Origin of the sequence: Trinickia sp. Y13, from assembly GCF_029522115.1 — a bacterium.
GTDB lineage: Bacteria > Pseudomonadota > Gammaproteobacteria > Burkholderiales > Burkholderiaceae > Trinickia.
In genome coordinates this window covers 1-568 of sequence record NZ_JAKWFK010000057.1, presented here as the reverse complement: position 1 = coordinate 568, position 568 = coordinate 1, and the positions used below count along the sequence as shown (strand labels likewise).

The 568-nt window shown below is 63.9% G+C and carries 1 pseudogene; it reads left to right on the top strand.

Annotated features, from left to right (window positions below):
• Nucleotides 1-568: pseudogene (locus MMB74_RS27360) on the top strand (sugar-binding protein); the annotation flags it as partial.

Here is a 568-nt window from a genome sequence, read left to right as displayed (position 1 = left end):
GCGCGCTACGCGGGCGAGATCGAATCGTTCCTGAAGCTCGTCAAAGACAAGCTCGCCGAGATGCTCGAGCACTGCGCCAAGCTCGTGGGCGATCTGATGACGGCGCTGGCCGATCTATTCGCGCAGGCCGCGGGCGAGAAGCAATTCAGTATCGCGGGCAACGTGCGCGCTGCCGAGCATCACGCGAGCGAAGTGAGCGCGGGCTTTGCCGCTTACGACGCCAAGCAAGCGCTGCACGGCATCGGGGGGCTGCTCGTCGACTGGCTCAAGATGGACGGCAAGGCCACGCTGAACGCGGCCACGCAAACGGCCAAGTATATCGACCCGAACTACGGGCACGACCTGAAGGTGATCGCCGACGGTTTGCGCACGCGCATCCCGCAAGTGAAGCAGCGCGTGCTCAGCTTGAACGGCAACGACATCGGCCAGATCGGCTGGCTAATCCAGATCGGCGAGCAAGGGGTCGAGAAGTGGCGCAAGGTCAAGGTGCAGCACCATGTCGTCGCCATCCCGAGTTCGGGCAAAACGCGCGTGATCGAGCAGCGCACCGAAGGCGCGGCTGAAACGA